We start from the raw sequence: 20306 nt of genomic DNA, 5'->3' as shown, positions 1-20306 counted from the left end.
TTCTTCTCCCCTCAATCACTCATTTTCCTCATCCAGCAGCCCCGACATAGACCACATAATACCCACAGCCAAACCTTTCGCTATCGTCGTAATATCATCACTCTTGGATGCTTGATCCTTCCTCCGTCCCAAAGATTTATTTTTCGGCGGCTCCTCTTCATCCCAGGGAGACTTAATAATATTACTTTCCCTCTCCAACTCTCCCCCAGAATTTCGATTAACTTCTTGAGACATTGCCTTACAATTCCTTTAACTTTTAATGGACAATCAACCCCAATGTCACCCCGATTTTTCATCAATAAAAACCGTCAAACACCTCTCCCAAAAGTATTAACGGTTTTGCTTATAATCCTGAAAGCGGACGCGACCGGCTCTGATAAGACGACTTAACCAAAAAAACCGCCGCTTCTCAGTAGCGCAGTGCATCTTGCCTGCTGTATTTATAATGCCACACCCTTTCAACTACAGCCTCTTTTTATAATATTCCCGAAATGTAGCTAGTTTTTTTATATCTCGTCAAGGTTTTTGTAAAATTATTCTCTATTTCTCCCCTCACCGGCCCCAAAAAAAAGCAGGTGGGGGCTTGACTTTCTGGGAAATTCACTCTATATCATTAAATGATAGTAATCTTTGTTTAAATATAAGAGTTACTTATAACCCAATTATTTCAAATAACACCATAAATTTCCCAGCTAAGATAATAAGAATTGTCACAAAAAAATCGGCCTATCAGCAGTAGACTGCCTATAGCCGCCCGCCTAATTAACTAGCCGCTACACTATCTGCCAGCAAATTAACAAAAGGGCCATCCTCACGAATAACAGAAAAAACTTGTTTTGTGCTTCACCAAAGAAACCGGGTTTATCTGATAACTTTGATTTGAGCACAGAAATTTTGTTAAGAAAGCCGGTTTCTGAGTCCGATATACTGTCTCAATAGAGGTGAAATCATGTAAATATGGCCAGTTTTTTCTACCCAACAACGACGGTAAAGAGATTGTAGGCTATCGAGTAAATCTGAAGATGGCATCCGGGCAATTTCTAATAATTTAGCGAGTGCGAGCGGCTCATCTTCTTTAGCTAACAGAGATAAAAGTTGCTTTTCGCGTTCCGATAGCCAAGCCAACGGTTGCTCTAAAATATCTTGCAAATATTGAGGCAATAAAAAAGGCTGGCTTTGTAACATCTCAGTCACAGTTAAGCCTAATTCAGCCAGAAAATTCGCCACAGTTTTTAACCATAAAGGATTGCCTTGATAATAGTCAATGAATCCTAAGCAATTCTCGTCGCTTTCTAATCCTTGTTCTGCGATAATTTGGTGCGCTGATGCAGTGTCTAAGCCGATCAAAATTAAGTTAGGCGTATTTGGGTTTTTAATTTGAGAAATTTCTCGCGGTGCTTCCCAACCAATCAGCAGAAAACAACTTTGATGAGATCGCTCTTTAATTTGTTTAAAAAAACTGCGATAATCCTCATATCCCGGTTGATACTGGCCGGCCAATTCTCCCCGCCTAAACAGGTAATGGATATCATCTAAAATAATTAAACAGCGATGATTTTGTAAAGATTTCATCAGGGGTAGCGGTGAAGTTTGATTACCCGCCTCGGTAAAAAAATCGGTTAAATTGGTTTGCAATTGGGAGACGGTAGGGCAAGTTTCCAGGCTACGCCAAATCACATATTCAAATTCATGTTTAACGTCTTCTACAAGTTTTATCGCCACAGCGGTTTTGCCCATCCCTATCATGCCAGTAATGGTTAAAAGTTGTGCCTTTTCTGTGAGGATTGATGTTTTCAGGCTTTCCAGTTCACCAGTACGATTATAGAAGTTGCCTAACTTGGGCATTTCAGTTAAATCGTGATATAAATTTGGGGTTTGTTGGGGGTTAGATGTTTCTTTATTTTTCGGGTTTGGGTTGGGTGTATCTGGGGGTTGTCTGGCTTCTCCACAGATATTAACGTTGCTAATTTGGTTGTGATGCGGTTCTAAATGTGAAACTATCGAGATTTGCAGCCTCTCCATTGTCGAGCGAAAATTGGATTTAGTGAGTTTTTCTCCTAATTCTTTTGAAAGTGTCTCCCATAATTTTGCTCCAACATCCCGAACATAACTCTCATTACAGTGCTTTTCTTGTGCAATTTTGCTGTATTTTTCGCCTTGTAAAGTTCCGCGCAGAATTGCCTTTTGCAAATCATCAAGGTATTGGCCGGTTTTAGCAAAAACAAGAGCATCAGCCATTTTTAGCACTTCATCAAGATTCATGGAGTCGGGTAGAATTCGTGATTTTCCGTATTATACCCAACATTTCCTAACATTTTCCAACAAATTATGGCATTGTCCAACATTTTTGACTATCGGGAGTTGGAATGAACGACAAAATTGCCAACAAAATTATGTTTTTTACAAACTACTTCATAAAAATTAACTGGTAGTATCAATATAAATCAACTTTTCTTTATTTAGAAGGTTAACTACATGGAGCAAGCGATAGAGAAGCATATAGATCAACCTAAACTTTTTAATCTCGACAATAGCAAGCAGCAGCTAACCATAAAAATCCTTAAAGAAGGCGACCAAGTTTTGAATGTCTCATACATTGGCACCGAAATCCATATAGTGGTGAGGCAAAAAAACGAGGAAGTTTTAACTTACGCCGTCTATCTTGATGAGAATGGACAGCCTAAATTGTCTAAAAAACCAGTGATGATAATCACTCATGGAGATGGTGTAGTTGAAGCCTTGGCCATCGATCCAAAGAGTGGAGAGAAAATATTTTCTTTAAATGCTTAATGAGGTAAATAGTGAGTAAAAAGTCTCTTAAAATTACTGTCAACAATTTGGATGAGAATAACTACATAGATATCGCTAATAAGATAGCTAAGACAGTCAAGTCCGAAGCTCCCAATAGTGATATTTCTATTCTAGGGGCAAATCCAGAAGTCTTTGAAGGTTCCTCTAACAAGCAAAACAAAGGTTCCTCTAAGAAGCAAATAAAAGGTGAGTAATGTGGCCAGTCAAAAACGACCGAAAGAACACCAAAAAGCACAAAAATTAGTTAAACAGAGGGATGGGAACGAATGTGAAATTTGCGGTAAAATCGGAGAAGTCGCACATGGACATCATGTTATTGCTTACAGTGAGGGTGGACCAGCGGATTTAAAGAATATGATGACGCTTTGCCCAGACTGTCACAGAGCGTATCACAATGGTGAAATCAAAGTAGATATTTGGCGATTTTGACTAAAACTTGAAATTTTTCTGTAGTAATTTCATAGGACGTGATACTGTGGGGTAGACGGAAAAATTTTTAGGCATACAATTAATAATATTTCTATCCGCATAAGGTACCTTTATATTTGTAAATGGTGCATTATGCGGATTTTTAAATATCGGTAAAAATATTAAGTTTATTGCCGACTAACGCACCCTACCAAAAAGTTAAGTAACCAAACAAAAAAACCGGATTTCTATGCAGCTTTCTCCTGACACCAACTATTCCCAATCCAGCGAAACAATCATCCTAATTAAAGTAACTTTATGAGCGCTCATAAAATTTTTGCCGACTTTCATAATGCCGATGAACAAGGTCGGATTCGGCTTAATTCTGTTGGTACGATTTCTGATTTGAGTCGTCACAATATTAAGCTGCAAGAGGGTCAATTGCTGACCCTGTATAGTGAAGATTTAGAAGCAGATGGAGAAGTGCAATATTCTGAGGAGGAAAGTCTTTGGGTGGCCGTAATTGATTGGAATCAAATTAGAGAGGTTGAGGATCTTGTTCTCAGCAATTCTAGCTTGCCTGAAAGTGGTCTAACTTTACCAATCTCTTGAACCCGCATATTAGCAAGCATATTAGCAAAATAATATGCGCGTTCGCGAAGCGTCCCGGAGGGAATCGCCCCCCACATCAACCAAGCAAAGAAACCGGTTTACTGCGATAGCTTTTGTTGGCTGACAGAGATGATATTAAGAAACCGGTTTCTAAAATTATTTGTAAAATTATTCTCTATTTCTCCCCCTCACCGGCCCGCCACCGCACCTTGACAAATTGCCAACAACGTACACTCCCAAACCAAACGCGGCTGCGCGTAACACAAAAGATTTTTCCGCGCCTCCTCCAACTGTTTGATCACCAACTCACCAGAACCCCGCAACGATAACTTTTGCCAGTACCAATGCTGCAAATAATCCACCAACCATAACTGAGCCTCCGTATCCAAAACCTTATCAACCTCCTTCGCCATCTCAAGCGCATCGCGGGGACTTTTTGGCAATTCTGTAAGCTTTTGCAATAACTCTGCCGGAATTGTCTGCAATTGTTCCCAACAACGTATCGCCTCCCCCGGACTTCCCTGCGCCAATTCCAAAATCACCTTCTCACCCAAAATTTCCTCAAAACCGGCCTTCTTCAAAACCTCTTTCATCCCCCCCTTATTTAACCGTTGCAAAGGTATCCGCTGACAACGAGAAACCAAAGTTGGTAAAAGCGACTCCGCCGCCGGCGCAATTAAAATCAGCGTTGCATTTCCTGGTTCTTCCAAAGTCTTTAATAACCCATTTGCCGCACCCTCCGCCATCGTTTGAGCACCCTCAAGCACCACCACAGATCGAGACGCTTCTAAAGACGGCCGGCTCAAAAACTGCCCAATTTCTCGAATTTGTTCCAAACGAATTTGTGGCGGTGCCTTTCGCTTCACCCCCGCCTCCTCCGCCTCCGCAGCCGAAAGCCGTTTTCCTTGATGTAAATAAGTCGGTTCCACCCACAACAAATCCGGGTGATTACCCTGAAAAACCCGATTTTTAATATTACTTTGATCCTTACTTTCTGCCGCATCAAAACAAAAAAGCAACTGCACAAAACACCGCGCCGCCAAACTTCTCCCCACCCCCTCCGGGCCCACAAAAAGATAAGCCGGTGCAATTCGATTTTGGCGCACCACCTGCACCAACAACTCCACCGCTTGAGTTTGACCCACTAACAACTCAAAAAAACCCTCTTCCTTACTCATCCCCAAACAATAATCCTATTCAAATCTGGTTAAAACTCATTCCTTAATCCCCCAAAAAACCCCACTTCAAAAAATACCCACTCAAAATTTTTTTAACTTCCCCAAAAACCTCATCCACAGATCCACCGGCATCCACCCGCACAATCCGCTTTTGATGAATTTTTGCCAACTCAGTATAACCGTTTTGGACACTGCGGTGAAACTCCAAATCAGCCTGCTCAATCCGGTCAGCCACACCCCGCTTTTTCGCCCTCCCTAAACCCACCGCCACATCCACATCTAACCACACCGTTAAATCACTTTCTAACCCATTTGTTGCCAGCCGGTTTAACACCTCAATAGTCTCCAAATTCAACTGCCGGCCATACCCTTGATAAGCCACCGTTGAATCCGTATATCTATCACACAAAACAATCGCCCCCGCCGCTAAATTCGGCTCAATAAACCCCTCAACGTGCTGAGCCCTATCAGCCGCATATAACAACAACTCAGCCCGATTTTGAATCACCACACCAGGCCCAGGATTCAACAAAAGCCGGCGTAACTGCACCCCCAACTCAGTCCCCCCCGGTTGTCTCGTCACCACAACCGGCCTACCATTCAAAAGTTCTGCCAACCACCCCTGCACCTTCTGCAATTGAGTTGTTTTGCCACAACCTTCCACCCCTTCAAAAACAATAAACTTGCCGCGCATAAAAATAAATAATCAGCCCAAATCAATCATCACTAAAAGGGCTGGGATGGTGCAAAAATCCTTTGCAAAAATCATTGCCAATCCCAAGCGCAAACCTTGCCAAAATTAAGAACTCGTTCCACCAGGTAAAGTAGAAGCACCCCCAGACGTACCGGTTGAACCTAGTCCCGTATCCGCAACCAAAATAAAATCATCCTCAGTCAGCAAACTAGGAGACGGAAGACTTGCCACAATTGCCAATAATTTCCCACCAGGGCCATTAATCACAGTAAACCTACTCAAAACATTTTCAGCCACCAAATTAATCCCCTCTCTAATTTCCAAATCCGCAAAAGTCACACCATCACCCAAACCAATAAAATCATCCGAATCCAAATAATCAGCAATAAACTCAGGCCCAGCACCGGCAGAAATCACAAACACATCAGTGCCCGTTCCGCCGGTGAGAGTATCAGCCCCAAAATCACCAAAAATCGAATCATTACCCTCATCGCCAAACAAAGAATCATCCCCGCGACCTCCCCGGATAGTATCATCACCTTCGCCACCAAAAGCCACATCATTAGCACTATTGCCACTGATAATATCGTTACCAAATTCACCATAAAGCACATCATTATCATTACCACCGCTAAGCGAGTCATCATCCCGACCCCCACGCAGAGTATCCTTACCATCCTCGCCGACCATTAAATCAGCACCGGCATTGCCAAAAAATAAATCATCGCCTAAATCACCATAGGCATAATCAGCACCGATATCTCCCACAAACGTATCATTGCCCTGACCGCCCCACAGCGTATCATCATCAGCGCCACCATACAAAAAATCATCCCCGCTATTGGCAAACAGCAAATCATTTCCTAAATCGCCAAATCCAATATCATTGCCATCGCCGCCAAACAGCGTATCATCATCGGCACCACCGCGCACCGTATCATTACCGGCCTCTCCGTAGACAACATCTTTACCGGCATTCCCATTTAACAAATCTTCCAACTCTCGACCAAACAGCGTATCATCTCCTGCTAAACCGCTGATTTGATCTGCCTGTGCGGTTCCGATAATTTGGTTATTTAGTTCATCTCCTATTAAAATGGCCATATTTTACTTTTTGCTCCTCTTGCAACAACACCTTCGGGACGCGCCCAACCAATATATCAAGATTTAGGGAATCATTGCCAAAACTCGATTTTTATTAATAATGAGGGAGGTATGACTGGTCTGTTGTACGAGTGTCATTTGTCAGTAGAGACGAACTGCTGCGAACGTCTGTACTTTGTAGGAGTGTCATTAGTATTTTGTTGTACTGTACTGCTTGACCACCCCCCTTAACCCCCCCTTTGAAAGGGGGGAGGACAATTGACTCTTGACTCTTGACCAATGACTAATTACCAATGACCCGCCTATTTTCAACAGCAAGGCAGATTTAATTATGGTTGAACTTTTAACTGTACCGGCCGGTAATACTCCGATTAAGTTTGGTACCGATGGCTGGCGTGGTGTAATTGGCGCCGATTTTACCTTTGAAAGGGTCGCTCTTGTTGCACCAATTGCCGCCCAAGTTTTGGCAGAACTTTATGGCACGATCACCCACAGCAACACCATCATTGTTGGTTATGACCGGCGTTTCTTGGCAGAAGATTTTGCCGCCACCGCAGCAAATTCTATTCAAAAAGCCGGTTTTGATGTTTTGCTTTCTGAATGTTATGCTCCCACACCGGCTTTTAGTTGGGCCGCTAAACAAAAAAACGCCCTCGGTGCCATTGTTCTCACCGCTAGTCACAACCCCGCCGCATATTTAGGTTTAAAAGTCAAGGGTTATTTTGGCGGTTCTGTCTCCCCAGAAGTCACAAAAAAAATTGAGGAAAAATTAAATGCGCCACCGGCACCGCCTTCTCCCACCCCAGGCAAATTAGACAAATTCAATCCCTGGCCTTCTTATTGTGAAGGATTGCAGGCTAAAGTAAATTTGCCGCAAATTCACGCCGCAATGGAAAGCAAAAAATTAACAGTTTTTGCAGATGTGATGCACGGAGCAGCAGCGGGGGGATTGGCTCAAATTTTGGGAATGCCGATACAAGAAGTTAATAGCGACCGCGATCCGCTGTTTGGTGGCGGTGCCCCGGAACCTTTACCCCGCTATTTGTCGCAACTTTTTCGGAAAATGCGAACCCACCAGCGCACTCATCCCGATACTTTGGCCGTTGGATTTGTCTTTGATGGCGACTCAGACCGCATTGCCGCCGTTGATGGACACGGTAATTTTTTGAGTTCGCAGGTGTTAATTCCGATTTTGATTGAACATTTGGCAAAGCGCAAAGGTTGGAAAGGGGAAGTCGTTAAAACGGTGAGTGGGTCAGATTTGATGCCAAAAACCGCTGAGTTATATGGGTTGCCGGTGTTTGAAACGCCAATTGGTTATAAGTATATTGGCGACCGAATGTTAGAGGTAGCGGTGTTGGTGGGGGGTGAAGAGTCGGGAGGAATTGGTTACGGAACTCATATTCCCGAACGCGATGCCCTACTGTCGGCGCTTTATTTGCTAGAGGCGGTGGTTGAGTCTAATAAAGATTTGGGTGAATTGTATAGTGGTTTGCAACAGCAGACCGGCTTTTTTGCGGCTTATGATCGCATTGATTTGCCGCTGGCGAGTATGGAAGTGCGGGCTAAGTTGTTAGAACAATTGCAAAATCAACCTTTAAAAGAAATTGCCGGTCAGCCGGTGATTGATTGTAATCCGGTGGATGGTTACAAGTTTCGTTTGGGCGATAACCGGTGGTTGTTGATTCGTTTTAGTGGCACTGAGCCGGTGTTGCGTTTATATTGTGAAGCCGCCACCCTTAAAGACGTTCATCAAACCTTAAACTGGGCCAAAGATTGGGCAAATCAGTTTTAGTTATTAGTCATTGGTCATTGGTCATTAGTCATTGGTCATTAGTAGAGCACAACAAAAGACAAAGCACAAAGGACTCTTGACAAACGACAAAGGACAAATGACAAATGACTAATGACTATGGACAAAGGACAAATGACTAAATTATTAGTTGTTGCCACCGGCAACCCAGGCAAGTTAAAGGAAATGCAGGCTTATTTAGCCGATTTGGGTTTTGAGTTGCGCTTGAAGCCGGATGAGTTAGACGTGGAGGAAACCGGCACGACGTTTATTGAAAATGCTTGTTTGAAGGCTGCCGAGGTTGCTAAAGCCACAAATCAGTGGGCTATTGCCGATGATTCGGGTTTAGCGGTGGATGCCCTTGGTGGGGCACCGGGGGTGTATTCGGCACGCTATGGCCAAAGCGATGCCGAAAGAATTTCTCGGCTGCTGCGGGAGTTGGGTGAGGAGACGAACCGGCAGGCTGAGTTTGTCTGTGCTGTGGCTGTGGCGCGTCCCGATGGTTCGATAGCGCTGTGTTTGGAAGGAGTTTGTCGGGGTGAGATTTTGCACAACTCCAGGGGGAGTGGTGGTTTTGGTTATGACCCGATTTTTTATGTTCCTCAACAGCAATTAACCTTTGCGGAAATGACACCGCAGTTAAAGCGCCAGTTTAGCCATCGCGGTAAGGCGTTTGAGGCTTTAATCCCGCAGCTATCGATTTTAGATTTAGGATTTTAGATTTGGGATTTTAGATTTTCGATAGGCTTACTCGTTGGGGCAATTCCGCAAGAAAATCTAAAATCTTGTTAGGTGGGCTTTGCCCACCCTCCAAAAATCTAATCTAAAATCTAAAATCCCTAGATGGCTTCGAGGTTCTTTTCGCCGGTGCGGATGCGGATGATTTGCTCGACGGGGGAGATGAAGATTTTACCGTCGCCAATTTCGCCGGTGCGGGAGGCGGCGATGATTTTGTCTACAACCATGTCCACTTGATCGTCGTTGATAACGATTTCGACTTTTAGTTTTTGCAGAAATTCGACGGTGTACTCTGAACCACGATAGCGTTCAGTTTGGCCTTTTTGCCGGCCAAAACCTCTGACTTCCGAAACCGTCATGCCAACGATGCCGGCGTTGACGAGAGCGATTTTCACTTCGTCTAATTTAAAGGGGCGGATAATCGCTTCTACCTTTTTCAAGGGGATGACTCCTTATGTTTATGGGTTTAGCAGATAACTAGCACGCTCATTGTACTACCACCGCTTACCCTGAGTCTTATGTAGCGTTTGATACCTTATTCCATAAGATTTGCTGTTGGGGTTCTGCCGCCGGTTCGCAGTCGTTTCTGTATTTGTCTGGAGGTAGGGGTCTGAGGGTTATATGAATATACTAAAAAACTCAGTATAAATTTTTATATATTTTAACTAAAGATTGATTTTTTGCTTTATTATATAAGTCAAGCTTTAGTGAGAATAAATTGAGGTAGCAAAGTAAATACAGATGTCTACTACATTCAGTGGGGCAACAAGGGTGCAAAGTTCGACAAAGCGCTCCAGTGGCATCTTTAAAATCTTCTGGGCAGAGAAAAATCGATATTCGCTGTTTCTCTGCTGCTATAGGAAAGTGTGGGAGAATCTCACAAAATTCTCGCTTGCGTTTAGCTTCTTGAATCTAGTCTGGGCCAACTTTAGTGTGTGAGTTAAACAAAATGGAGGGTGTGATATGAGAACTCAAGTATCAGGTTTGTTGCGTTTAGGGAAAGGGCCGGTGAGAAGAGTTGCGCTGAAAAAGCCAAAATCTCAACTGAGTTGGTGGAAAAGGTACGACCGGCTAGATTTTTGGGTTAACGGTTCAGGGTCAGAAAATAACAGAAAGCCAAACCAGGCGGGGTTTAGCGGGGAGCAAATTTTAACGCCAACTGGTTTGGAGGCTGGTATAGTTGAGCCGATAGAGGAGGAGGAAAAATTAGAGGTTTTTGAAATACCAGAAGAAGATGAGCCAGAAAATGAGAATGAGATGAGGTTTGTGGCCGGTTGGGTTTAAAGAAACTTATACCCTTGGGAAAAAAGTATTCCACAAGGGTGTTTTTCCCACTTCTGGGTCTATTTTTGTTTTGCTGATTTATTTAAGCGTTGGTAGGCTTCTACTCGCCAGGTTTGTTCTTCGATTCTGTTTGGGAGATGGGCGTATTTTAAACAGTAATCCCATTGTAAGAGAGCGGCTGGTTTTTTGCCTTGTTCTTCTAAAACTTTTGCCAGTAAACAATGGGGGGCTGACCAGTTTTTATATTCGGGGTTTTCGTCTTTTAATTTTATGGCTTTTTGCAGGTGGGTTTCTGCTTGGCTAGAGTTGCCTTTGGCATATTCTGCCCAACCCAGATTTTTGTATAAGGCGGCTTTAATTCTGGGGTGGTTGGAACGCTCTAAATTAGGTGTGAGTAAGTTAATTGCTGTGTCAATGTTTCTGTTTAAAATTTCAATGCGGCTGAGGTTACTGATGGCTGATGCTGCTGAATGTTGCTCGTCAGATTTACTTGCAGCCAGGTATTTATTGCGAGCGCATTCTAGGTTTTTTTGATCTTCGCAAATAAGCCCAATGCTATATAAATTTGGGCCAAAATTGGGGTTTATTTTTTCTGCTAAACTGTAGTAAATTTTAGCGCCTTGAAGATCGCCTTCAAGATATTTGTCGGTGCCGATGCGGCGAAATAAGTCATTTAATGTAGGAAAGACAAACGGTATAGAGATGATGCCGGCGACAATTAACCCGGCAGTTATGGCTAGTTTTTGATAACGAAATTTAACAGGATTTTCGAGGGCTTTTTCGATGACTTGGATGCGTTTGAGGATGGCGCGAGTATTGCGGGGGCGTTTTTCGTAGGCCGGCTGCATTAAGTCATCAAGTAAACCGGCAAATAATAAATCTGCTGGTTGTTTGAAATTTAAAGTTTTAGCTTTTTCTCGCCAAAAAATTTTGCCGGTTTTTTCATCGCTGGGAAAATCCATCGGAGAAAGGCCGGTGATTAATTCAACAAAAGTACGTCCCAAGGCAAAAAAATCTGATCGTAAAACGGCTTTACCAATGATTTGTTCGCTGGGTGCATAGCCGGTGGTGCCGACGCAAGTTTCGCCCCAATTATCGACACCGGCGATGCCAAAATCGATGATGCTTAAATTGCCATTGGGACGGACAACAATGTTAGAGGGTTTGATGTCTCGGTGGGCGAGGTTTTGTTCGTGGAGTTTGTCAATAAGTTGGGTGAGTTCTTTGAGCCATTCGAGGGCGTTTTCTAAGTTTATGGGGCCGTTTTCTTGCAGCCAGGTGGTTAGGTTTTCTCCTTCGATTTTCTCCATTACTAAACAATGGAGTTTTTGAGTAGTTTTTTTGGGAGAAAAGGTAAAGTAGCCCTCTGGTTGAACGCTGGGGAAGCCCGAATCGCGGAGGAACATGAGGACGCGGGCTTCTTGTTGAAAGTGACGAACTAAGTCTGAGTTGTTGTTGTATTTTAAAACTTTCAGGACTTTGATCGCTCCCCAGTCTTCATCAACCCCGCCCCAATCTTTGACCTCGTAAATATCGGTTGGATACGTTGGGTTAAGGGGTCGCAACGGTTTAACAACGCGGTAGCGGTCGTTAATGAGTAGGCTGGAACCGCAGTGGTGACAGGCATCCAAGTCGTTTGGGTTTTCTCGATTAGAGCATTTGGGGTTGATGCAGTAAATCACGAGTTTAGGTCTTCCTTGAGTACGGTGATTAAAGTGTTGAGGTTGTCCTCGGCATATTGGATTTCGAGACGGGATTTGCCGTCAAGTTTGCCGACTATTTGAGTGAGGATGTTTAGGGGTTCTTCTACGGAGGTTGGGTTGCTAAACATTTTGGATTGGAGGAGTTTGTCTTTGATGGCTTTGAGGATGGGGGGGATGTTTTTTGGTTTGACTTCGACTCCTTGGGTGATGTCGTGGGTACGCAGTAGTTGGAGGTTGTCGAGTTTTTGGGTTTTGACGAGTTCGCGGATTTCTTCGCAAACTTGTTCGATGAATCGCCCGCGAATGTATTTCATAATCAGGGGCTGGAGGCTAAAGAGGGTTTCGCCGCTAAGAGAAGTTTTTTCGATGAGGCTGCGCCGGTCGAGGGATGCGAGGGTTTTGAGGAGTTCGGATTGGGAGATTGGGAGTACGAGTTCGTCGCGGAAGGTGGCGAGGGACATGGGTTCGCCTTCGAGGGCAAGCCAGTACATGATTTCGGTTTCTGACTCACTGAGGCGTCCAAATTGGGCACCGAGTAGGTCGTTGAGGCTGTCTGCAAAGTAGGAGGTTGTGTCTTTGGTAAATTCGGTAACGTGGCCTTGAAAGACTTCGGTGATGGTGGCGGAGATGATTTTGATGGCGAGGGGGTTTGCGCCGTAGCGATCAATAAGGGTGGGCCATGCTTTTTCGCCGGTGAAGTTTTTTTCTTTGAGGATTTCTCGGCAAACTTCTTCGGAACCGCTGAGGGTGAGGGTGCGTACTTTGTCGCTTTGGAGTAGGGCGAGGTCTGCGGGTTTTTCGCTGGAGATGAGCATTAGGCAACTGTTGTGGTTGGCTTCGGCGATGCGTTTGAGTAGTTCGCGGTAGCCTTCGTATTCTTTGCGGTATTGACCGGCCAGTTCTTCGCTTTTGAGGATGCTTTCAAAGTCATCAAAGACGATGAGGCTGTCGTTTTTGCGGAGGTATTCGATGAGTCGAGAAATGCGGCTGTTGAGGTCGGGTGGGATGTCGAGTTTTTTCTGGTTGGAGAAGGTTTGGAGGAGTTGGGTAAGGAGGTCTTGGATGGGGGGGGCGTTTCGCAAACTGCGCCAGATGACGTAATCAAATTCGTCTTCGCTGCGTTTGGCGAGTTGTACGGAGAGGGTGGTTTTGCCGGTGCCTCCAAGTCCAAGGACTCCGACTAACCGGCAGCTATCTTGCAAAACCCATTGATCGAGTTCTTTGAGTTCTTGGCTGCGTCCGTAGAAGTTGGAGACGTCGGGGGCTTCGGTTAGGTCTTTGCGGCGGGGGGGGCTGCTGAGGGGGGCTGCTGTGGTGGTTCTTTCGGGGGGGTTAAAGACGGCTTGGGTGGGCCCGCCTTGATACATGGATAGGACGATGTGCCGCAGTTCGGCGAGTTTGCCTGGGCCTCTGCCGATGATGTTAAATTTTCTGTACACTTCGCCGAGGCGTTTGCGAACTGCGATGTTGCTGATGCCAAGTTGGCCGGCTATTTCGGCGGTGGATTGTCCGTCTAGGGCCATGAGTAGGGCTTCTAGTTCGGCGTCGGATACGCCGCGTTCGCTGGTTACGCTTTGTAGGTAGTCTACGGGAATTTGAAGAATCAAGGCTGTGGTCTCTCTTTTACGAAATATTCATTTTCTATTATATTGTGTGACTTGGTTTTTCCAATAGGTGTGAGTTCCCCTCTCTGGGAGATGTTGCAGGGGGGTAGGCGATGGAACGCTTGGGAGATATTATTGACCGGCACCGGTAGTGCTGGTTTGTGATGTGTGACGAGGGGGTGTCACTGTTTGGGTTGGATCAATTAGGCAGGAGTGCCGCCGGCTTTTGTGGCCTCTCTCTTTATATTTTTAAGTGAGAAGTGAGGCGGTTTACCGGCTGCTTTTTGGTGTTTTGGCGGGCCGGTTGGTTGCCAGCCTGTTTTGCCTTTTTCTTTTCATACTAAGTGAGAGCAAAAAAGTTGTCAAGTATAGGGGAGCAGGTTTTTTCCAAGATGGCAATTACACCGGCCAAACTCGCGGCGGACAACTGGGCCGGTTTTGGTAGGTTTGTCGCAGGATGTCCCAGATGTTGATCAACCAGGTTCTTGCTTCTGGGGTGGAGTGGCCGCGATACCGGCAGATTAAGCCGTTGCTGAGGCGGGTGGTGCCGGTTTGGGTTTGATCGGGGTTGTGTTGGCTGAGTTGGCGAATTTTTTGGAGGGTTTCTGTTGAGATTGGGTTGCCTATATAGGTGAGGGTGGCGGTGAGGGGAAAACCGGCTAGGGTGTGTTGGCTGTTGATGGTTTGGGGGCTGCCGATGAGTTGTTGCCGGTCGATCCAAATTGGGTGATTTTGTTGCCAAATTTCGATGTTTGAACGCCAGTGGCCGGTGGTGAAGGTTTCGCCGCTGGCTGTGCGTCCAAAGCGGTTAATTTCCCATAGGAGGAGGGTTGATTTTGGCTGGAGTTCTATTTTGATGTCTTGGCGAAATTTGGCGTTTTTAAAGATGATTGTTTCTTGGGGTAGCCATTCTAAATGTGCGTCGCTATCGAGTTTTATGTTGATGGTTTGCTGGGCGGTTTTTTCGGGGCTACGATAGATTTTGCTGGCGCTGGTAGTGGTGATGAGGGCGCGGGAGTTTGGTTGCAGATGGATGTTATAGGAAAGTTGATCGCCGCCAACGATACCGCCGGCTGTGTGGAGGATAACGCTGTGACAAATTTCTGTGCCTTCGGGATAAAAGGGCTGTTGAATTTTTAGGGGGGCTTGGGTGTGGTTGTGGGTGATTTTTGTGGTGTTGTTTTGGTTGGCATAGATGAGGTTAATTTTGCCATGCCATGAGTTTGATTGGGTTTGATAAGAGGTGGAGGACACTGATAAGGTATGGAGGTTTGAAGGTGATTTTTTTATACTGCCAAAAATCTTTGGATGACTTCTTGGGAGAGTTCGCTGGTGTTTCCAGAGGCAACAATTCCGCCTTTTTGCATGGCATAATACCAGTCGGCTTGGCGGACAAAATGCAGGTGTTGTTCAACTAATAAGACTGAGATGCCGGTGGTTTCAATGATGCGGCGGACTGCATTTTCTATTTCTAAAATAATTGAGGGTTGGATGCCTTCGGTGGGTTCGTCTAATAGCAAAAGTTGGGGTTTTCCCATCAGGGCGCGGGCGATGGCTAGTTGTTGTTGTTGACCGCCGCTGAGGTCGCCTCCCATGCGGGAAAGCATGGTTTTTAAGACGGGGAATAACTCGAATATTTCATCAGGAATCGTGGGATTTTTGACAGTTTGGGGACGGGCTTCTAAACCGAGTAATAAGTTTTCTTTGACGGTTAATCGGGGTATTACTTCTCTTCCTTGGGGGACGTATCCTAATCCTAATCTTGCTCTTTTGTCGGTGGGTAATGTGTTGAGGTTTTGATCGGCAAAGGTGAGGGTGCCGCTGCGGGGTTTGAGTAAGCCCATGATGGTTTTTAAAAGGGTGGTTTTGCCGACTCCGTTGCGTCCGATCAAACACACCATTTTTCCTCTGGGTACGCTTAAATCGACATCTCGCAGAATGTGACTTTCGCCGTAGTAAACGTTTAACCCCGATACTTTCAGCATGGTTTGGGTTGGCAAGGAGGGTTCTGTGGGACTAAAGACTGGGTTGGCTGGTATCATTTTGGCTTTTTGAAAGGAGATTTTTTGTTGACTTTAGTAGATTATGGCGCTAAATGGGTATAATATCAACATCCTTCTATGGCGGTTTTCATAGAACTGGGTACGGCCAAAACCCGGTTTTTATAGAGAAGGGTTTAAAGAACTCCCAAACTGTACCAAGATCACTGAAAAACGTTATAAATAAACCGGCTATTTTGTTTGGGGAGAAAATTACTTGAGTTTGGGCAAACTGCCTGCTACTATATTTTGGCCTCCTAAATAGCCGATGCTTTGAACCAAAATACACCAATGGAAAGCCCCTCTATTATCAACCAAGTTGTTAATAATTTACAGCAGCATCCTGAGTCGGTTCGCATTAAAAAAATAATTTTTTTGGCGGCAAAAAAAGTTTGGATACAGGATATAAATAAGCTGGAAGAATTAAATTTTTCAGGAGTTTTTCAGGAATTAATTTCGGCTAATAGAACGCGAGAAAGTTTGAGGGAAGTTTTGTATCGCGCCGCCGGCACGTTGAATAAAAAAGCCGAATATGTTGGTATTTCTAATACGATTTTGAGTTTGGTAGGGCCGGTTTTTACGGAGGCTGTGACTGCTAATCAATCGCCTACAGTGTCTCAAGATGGTGTGCCAAAGCCGGCCTCTATTCCTCCCAAAATTTCTAGTTTCCCCAAAGATAAAAATGATTTGTTTGACATCAAACTAGATATTTTGCGTTATACAAATCCTTTAAGAGCTAAAATTCTTATTTTTTCAACATTATATCATCAATTCCGCTATACGGAGGATGAATTATCTTTACTAAAACGGCACGAAATCGATGATTTAATTATTAGGTTATACCGCGCTTGTCCGACGTTGCCTCAGCTTAAAAATAAGCTGGATAAGACTGCCAAAAGCCTGCCAAGTTCTTCGGAAAATATCCAAGCGGCTGAGACGATTTTTATGGCGCTGCGAGGTTACTATACGGAGGTGAAAGAGGAGGACTTGAAAGAAACGGAATCCTCGGCATCTCAACCAAATAGTAGCAACAACCAGGCGACTAATTGGGTGGGAGAGGATGATGACGATGAGGATGAAACTTGTCAGTTGACCACTTCGTGAAAACAATTTATTTTTAACTTGAGGGATTGATGAACGTTACGGAACTTTTGCTGAAATATGCAGATGGAATAAAAAATTTTAAAGGTGCTTCTTTAGTGGGCGTAAATTTAGTAAGTGCTGACTTAATTGGAATTATTTTAGCAGAAGCAGACCTTCAAGGAGCAAATTTGATGTTTGCATACCTTAATCGCGCCAATTTAATGAAAGCAAATCTGATAGCTACAAAATTGAGCGGCGCTAATTTAAATCAGGCAAATTTGAGTCGGGCTAATTTACACGATGCAGACTTACACGGTGCAAGTTTACAAGGGGCAAATTTAAGTTTGGTAAATTTTACGTTGGCAAATTTAATGGATGCTAATTTAATTGAAGTAGATTTGCGGGGGGCAGATTTACGGGGGGCAAATTTAACCGGTGCTTGTTTGGTGGGGGCAAATTTACGCGAGGAAAAACGACTTTATACTGCAAATTTACGCGGCGCTTGTTTGCGGAAAGCTGACTTACGGGGAACGAATTTAACGGGGGCGAATTTGACAAAAGTTAACCTAAGTGGCGCGAATTTAGCGGATGTAACGCTGCGGAATGCAGAGATGAGTAATGTTAATTTAAGCGAGGCAAATATAGTTCGCGGTTTTTTGGCAGAAGCTAATTTAGCGGGGGCAAATATGCGGTTTGCTAATTTAATGGGGGCAAATTTAACGCGGGCAAAGTTGCCGGCGGCGGATTTAAGCAATGCAGTTTTGCAGGGGGCGCTTATTTCTGATGCAAATTTGAGTGAAGTTAATTTAAACCGGGCAAATTTGCAGAGTGCTAAGTTAACGAATTCTGATTTAAGCAGAGTGAATTTGCGCCATGCAAATTTATCCAATGCTGAGTTAACGGATGCTTATTTAGCAAGGGCTGATTTAACGGGTGCTAATTTAACAAAGGCGAATCTTGCTCGCGCTGAATTAAGCAGTGCTATTTTGGCTGGGGCTAATTTGCAAGGGGCTATTTTACCGGATGGAAAGGTTTATAAGTAGTTATTTGTCATACCAAATTTTATACTCAAGAAATAACCTATTTGCGTTTATATGCGTTCATCGGCGGTTATAAAAATACCCCCACTATAGAGCTTTTTAACCGCAGATAAACGCAGATGAACGCAGATGAACGCAGATGAATGCGGATGAATGTTGTGGGATGTATTTGTGTATTAATGTTCTGTTTCTTGCCCTAAATAGACTTCGATAACGCGGGGGTCGTTTTGTACTTCTTGAATTGTACCTTCGCATAAAACAGTTCCTTCGTGTAAAACTGTGACTTGGCGGGCAATTTGACGCACAAATTCCATGTCATGCTCAATGACTATAATTGAATGGCTTTCTGCGAGGGAAATTAATAAGTTGCCGGTTAATTCGGTTTCTTCATCGGTTAAGCCAGCCACCGGCTCATCTACTAACAATAAATCGGGGGATTGCGCTACTAACATTCCAATTTCTAACCATTGTTTTTCGCCATGAGAAAGCAAGCCGGCGGAAATATCGGCTTTGGCAACTAAGCCAATGGTTTCTAATAGTCCAGCTATGGTTTTTTTCTCATAAATGGAAGGGCGACCAAATAAGGTAGCTAGGACATTTTTATTGGGATTGCAAGAAATTTCTAAATTTTCTCTAACGGTTAAATTTAGATAAACTCGCGGTGTTTGAAATTTGCGCCCTACGCCCAATCGGGCAATTTCATGTTCGGAATAGGAGCGGATATTTCGCCCTTTAAAACGCACTTCTCCCTGGGTGGGTTTAACTTTGCCGGTGATGGAATCTAAAAAAGTTGTTTTACCGGCACCATTGGGGCCAATAATAACTCGTAATTCGCCGGTATCCATGCTGAAAGTTAAATTTTTCAGGGCTTTAAATCCGTCAAAACTAACAGTTAAATCGTCAATTTCTAATATTTTGCTGCTCATAGTTTGGGGTGGAGTTGAAGTTTTTGTGGGGAGGATCGGAGGATGCCGGCCAGAGAGGCTATGGGCCGGTAGCTGCCTATATACACTTTATTCCGCAACTAGCACGATATCACTTAGTTGCTCACTTTATAACTTATCCTCCTAAGTCGTCGCGCTCTCTTTGAACTTCTGTATCTAACTCCAAACTGGGGTAAGTGGCGACGGAGGGGCGCTTTCCAAACACCGCGCGAAAGGTATCCATGCCTTGTTGACGGAACCAGCCGACTAAACCATTCGGCAATACCATCACCACAATTAAAAACAAGGCGCCTTGAAAAAATAACCAAACTTCGGGGAATTGTTCGCTGAGAAGACTTTTTGCAAAATTAACGACGAGGGCTCCCAAAACTGCACCGACTAAACTTGCTCGTCCGCCAACGGCAACCCAAATTACCATTTCTATCGAAAAAGCTATATCCATTGCTTTCGGTGAAATGATGCCACTTTGGAGGGTAAATAATGCACCGGCAACACCGGCAAGGGCAGCAGAAATTGCAAAAACTACGACCTTATAACCTGTAGGATCATAACCCGAAAAACGCACCCTACTTTCATCATCTCGAATGGCAATTAATAAGCGTCCAAACCTGCCACTTGTCAGCCACCGGCAAAGGGCATAAGCAGCAGCTAAACACAAAATTGTCACGCAATAAATCCCAAATTGAGTTGGGGCTGAATTGACCGGCATTCCCAAAATTGTTTGAAAATCAGTTAACCCATTAGTGCCATTAATTAACTGTTGCTGACCGTTAAAAAAGTTAAAGAAAACAATTGTGGCTGCCTGAGTCAAAATCGAAAAATAAACGCCGCGAATTCGGTTACGAAATACTAAATAACCCAACAGCGCCCCCAAAATTGCCGGTATCAAAATCAACGCCACTAAGGAAAATCCAAAGGAGCGAAACGGTTGCCAAATAGCCGGCAATTCTGTTACGCCATAAAGCGTCATAAATTCTGGCAGTTGAATACTTGCATCGGGGGGAATTTGTAATTTTAAGTGCATGGCTAAGGCATATCCACCCAAGGCAAATAAAACGCCATGCCCCAAACTCAACATCCCCGTATAACCCCAAATTAAATCAATTCCTAGAGCCACAATTGCCAAAGATAAAAATCGGCCTAATAAACTGAGGCGGAATTCTGGCAAGAAGGCCGGCATTACAAAGATTAAAATTAAGGCAATAGCAGCAACAATTCCTGCCTCAGTGATTAGTTTTTGCTTGTTTTCAGATTTGTGCATTTTTTATTTCT

At 44.2% G+C, this 20306-nt stretch carries 20 protein-coding genes; 8 read left to right on the top strand and 12 right to left on the bottom strand.

Features of this window, described 5'->3' with window-relative positions; genetic code table 11:
* Window positions 1-15: 15 nt before the first annotated feature.
* Both NG798_RS15820 and NG798_RS15815 read right to left on the bottom strand, forming a co-directional pair.
* A complete protein-coding gene (locus NG798_RS15820) occupies window positions 16-234 on the bottom strand; it encodes a hypothetical protein (protein ID WP_261224636.1) in 219 nt (72 codons plus the stop codon).
* A 663-nt stretch (window positions 235-897) separates the two neighbouring features.
* Window positions 898-2238, bottom strand: coding sequence for an NB-ARC domain-containing protein (locus tag NG798_RS15815; RefSeq protein ID WP_261224635.1), 1341 nt, complete (start codon window positions 2236-2238; stop codon window positions 898-900).
* A gap of 237 nt (window positions 2239-2475) precedes the next feature.
* On the opposite strand from NG798_RS15815, the gene NG798_RS15810 reads away from it, so the two are divergent.
* From NG798_RS15810 to NG798_RS15800, 3 genes are all read left to right on the top strand, one after another.
* Entirely contained in the window at window positions 2476-2790 is a 315-nt protein-coding gene (locus tag NG798_RS15810) for a hypothetical protein (protein WP_261224634.1), read from the top strand.
* Between the two features lie 207 nt (window positions 2791-2997).
* Window positions 2998-3240 (top strand): HNH endonuclease signature motif containing protein, encoded by a 243-nt coding sequence (locus tag NG798_RS28025; protein WP_317619603.1) that lies wholly within the window; start codon window positions 2998-3000, stop codon window positions 3238-3240.
* A gap of 297 nt (window positions 3241-3537) precedes the next feature.
* Window positions 3538-3831: a hypothetical protein gene (locus NG798_RS15800; protein WP_261224632.1), complete on the top strand. Its 294-nt coding sequence runs from the start codon at window positions 3538-3540 to the stop codon at window positions 3829-3831.
* 188 nt (window positions 3832-4019) lie between these two features.
* Here NG798_RS15800 and NG798_RS15795 read toward each other — a convergent pair whose 3' ends face one another.
* The 3 genes from NG798_RS15795 to NG798_RS15785 form a co-directional block, all read right to left on the bottom strand.
* A complete protein-coding gene (locus tag NG798_RS15795; RefSeq protein ID WP_261224631.1) occupies window positions 4020-5009 on the bottom strand; it encodes a DNA polymerase III subunit delta' in 990 nt (329 codons plus the stop codon).
* A gap of 43 nt (window positions 5010-5052) precedes the next feature.
* Complete coding sequence (gene tmk / locus NG798_RS15790; protein WP_261224630.1) at window positions 5053-5703, bottom strand: dTMP kinase; 651 nt, start codon at window positions 5701-5703, stop codon at window positions 5053-5055.
* 105 nt (window positions 5704-5808) lie between these two features.
* Window positions 5809-6807: a calcium-binding protein gene (locus NG798_RS15785; RefSeq protein WP_261224629.1), complete on the bottom strand. Its 999-nt coding sequence runs from the start codon at window positions 6805-6807 to the stop codon at window positions 5809-5811.
* Between the two features lie 331 nt (window positions 6808-7138).
* On the opposite strand from NG798_RS15785, the gene NG798_RS15780 reads away from it, so the two are divergent.
* Window positions 7139-8602, top strand: a complete 1464-nt coding sequence (locus NG798_RS15780) for a phosphoglucomutase/phosphomannomutase family protein (protein WP_261224628.1) — start codon at window positions 7139-7141, stop codon at window positions 8600-8602.
* A gap of 132 nt (window positions 8603-8734) precedes the next feature.
* On the top strand, window positions 8735-9319 hold the full coding sequence (gene rdgB, locus NG798_RS15775; RefSeq protein WP_261224627.1) for an RdgB/HAM1 family non-canonical purine NTP pyrophosphatase: 585 nt from the start codon (window positions 8735-8737) through the stop codon (window positions 9317-9319).
* A 119-nt stretch (window positions 9320-9438) separates the two neighbouring features.
* On the opposite strand, the gene NG798_RS15770 is transcribed toward rdgB, so the two are convergent.
* Window positions 9439-9777 (bottom strand): P-II family nitrogen regulator, encoded by a 339-nt coding sequence (locus NG798_RS15770; RefSeq protein ID WP_261224626.1) that lies wholly within the window; start codon window positions 9775-9777, stop codon window positions 9439-9441.
* 523 nt (window positions 9778-10300) lie between these two features.
* On the opposite strand from NG798_RS15770, the gene NG798_RS15765 reads away from it, so the two are divergent.
* Window positions 10301-10621 (top strand): hypothetical protein, encoded by a 321-nt coding sequence (locus NG798_RS15765; RefSeq protein ID WP_261224625.1) that lies wholly within the window; start codon window positions 10301-10303, stop codon window positions 10619-10621.
* Between the two features lie 59 nt (window positions 10622-10680).
* On the opposite strand, the gene NG798_RS15760 is transcribed toward NG798_RS15765, so the two are convergent.
* From NG798_RS15760 to urtE, 4 genes are all read right to left on the bottom strand, one after another.
* Complete coding sequence (locus NG798_RS15760) at window positions 10681-12303, bottom strand: protein kinase (RefSeq protein WP_261224624.1); 1623 nt, start codon at window positions 12301-12303, stop codon at window positions 10681-10683.
* The gene (locus NG798_RS15755; RefSeq protein ID WP_261224623.1) at window positions 12300-13931 is read right to left on the bottom strand and encodes an NB-ARC domain-containing protein; all 1632 of its coding nucleotides are present in this window, start codon (window positions 13929-13931) and stop codon (window positions 12300-12302) included. Before NG798_RS15755 ends, NG798_RS15760 begins: the two co-directional genes overlap by 4 nt.
* Window positions 13932-14327: 396 nt before the next feature.
* Entirely contained in the window at window positions 14328-15182 is an 855-nt protein-coding gene (locus NG798_RS15750; protein WP_261224622.1) for an urease accessory protein UreD, read from the bottom strand.
* Window positions 15183-15214: 32 nt separating this feature from the next.
* The gene (gene urtE / locus NG798_RS15745) at window positions 15215-15913 is read right to left on the bottom strand and encodes an urea ABC transporter ATP-binding subunit UrtE (protein WP_261224657.1); all 699 of its coding nucleotides are present in this window, start codon (window positions 15911-15913) and stop codon (window positions 15215-15217) included.
* Between the two features lie 345 nt (window positions 15914-16258).
* Here urtE and NG798_RS15740 point away from each other — a divergent pair, with 345 nt between their 5' ends.
* Together NG798_RS15740 and NG798_RS15735 are read left to right on the top strand one after the other, a co-directional pair.
* Window positions 16259-17071, top strand: a complete 813-nt coding sequence (locus NG798_RS15740; protein WP_261224621.1) for a hypothetical protein — start codon at window positions 16259-16261, stop codon at window positions 17069-17071.
* A gap of 29 nt (window positions 17072-17100) precedes the next feature.
* Window positions 17101-18093: a pentapeptide repeat-containing protein gene (locus NG798_RS15735; RefSeq protein ID WP_261224620.1), complete on the top strand. Its 993-nt coding sequence runs from the start codon at window positions 17101-17103 to the stop codon at window positions 18091-18093.
* A 173-nt stretch (window positions 18094-18266) separates the two neighbouring features.
* Here NG798_RS15735 and urtD read toward each other — a convergent pair whose 3' ends face one another.
* Both urtD and urtC read right to left on the bottom strand, forming a co-directional pair.
* Window positions 18267-19016: an urea ABC transporter ATP-binding protein UrtD gene (gene urtD, locus NG798_RS15730; protein ID WP_261224619.1), complete on the bottom strand. Its 750-nt coding sequence runs from the start codon at window positions 19014-19016 to the stop codon at window positions 18267-18269.
* Between the two features lie 133 nt (window positions 19017-19149).
* Complete coding sequence (gene urtC, locus NG798_RS15725) at window positions 19150-20295, bottom strand: urea ABC transporter permease subunit UrtC (protein ID WP_261224618.1); 1146 nt, start codon at window positions 20293-20295, stop codon at window positions 19150-19152.
* Window positions 20296-20306 lie beyond the last annotated feature (11 nt).

The sequence above is a fragment of the Ancylothrix sp. D3o genome (genome assembly GCF_025370775.1).
Lineage (GTDB): Bacteria > Cyanobacteriota > Cyanobacteriia > Cyanobacteriales > Oscillatoriaceae > Ancylothrix.
This window is presented reverse-complemented; position numbering and strand designations above follow the sequence as displayed.